At 41.5% G+C, this 971-nt stretch carries 1 protein-coding gene; it reads left to right on the top strand.

Going from position 1 to position 971, the window contains the following annotated elements; translation table 11 throughout:
* Nucleotides 1-971 (top strand): LVIVD repeat-containing protein (locus ACIR310F_RS23815; RefSeq protein WP_414534269.1); only part of this gene is annotated, 971 nt, incomplete at both ends.

The raw sequence follows: 971 nt of genomic DNA, 5'->3' as shown, positions 1-971 counted from the left end.
ACGCTTATGTTGCTGTTAGTGGTTCAGGACTACAAATAATAGACATTAGCAACCCCACTACCCCCACCCTCAAGGGCAATTATAATTATAATGTTGGCTATGCTACAAATGTGCAAGTAATCAGTAACTACGCCTATATTACTGATGCTTATTTAGGACTACAAATAATAGACATTAGCAACCCCACTACCCCCACCCGCAAAGGCATTTATAATACTCCTGGCTATGCTAATGGTGTGCAAGTAGTGGGTAACTATGCTTACGTAGCTGATGGTGGTTCAGGACTACAAATCATTGATATTAGCAACCCCACTACCCCCACCCTCAAGGGCAATTATAATACATCTGGCTATGCTACAGGTGTGCAAGTAGTCGGTAACTACGCTTATGTTGCTGATTATGATTCAGGACTACAAATAATAGACATAAGCAACCCCACTACCCCCACCATTAAGGGCAATTATGATACATCAGGATCTGCCAATGGTGTGCAAGTAGTCGGTAACTATGCTTATGTAGCTGATAGTTGGTCAGGACTACAAATAATTGATATTAGCAACCCCACTACCCCCACCATTAAGGGCAATTATGATACATCTGGCAATGCTTGGGGTGTGCAAGTAGTCGGTAATTACGCTTATATAGCTGATAGTGGTTCAGGACTACAAATAATAGACATTAGCAACCCCACTACCCCCACCATTAAGGGCAATTATGATACATCTGGCTATGCTTCGAGTGTACAAGTGGTGGGTGAATACGCTTATGTTGCTGATGATGAAGGTGGTTTAAAGATTATTAATGTGAGTGAGTTTACTAACCAAGCACCCACTAACATTACATTAGGTAATAGCACTGTTGCAGAGAATCAAGCCATTAACACAGTAGTTGGTAATCTCACTACCACAGATCCAGATACAGGAGACACATTTACCTATAGCTTAATTACCGGAACAGGTGCAACGGATAAT

This window comes from Dolichospermum circinale AWQC310F (assembly GCF_000426925.1).
In the GTDB taxonomy this organism is placed as follows: Bacteria; Cyanobacteriota; Cyanobacteriia; order Cyanobacteriales; family Nostocaceae; genus Dolichospermum; species Dolichospermum circinale.
The sequence above is the reverse complement of the archived record's forward strand: the minus strand, read 5'-3'. Positions and strand labels throughout refer to the sequence as shown.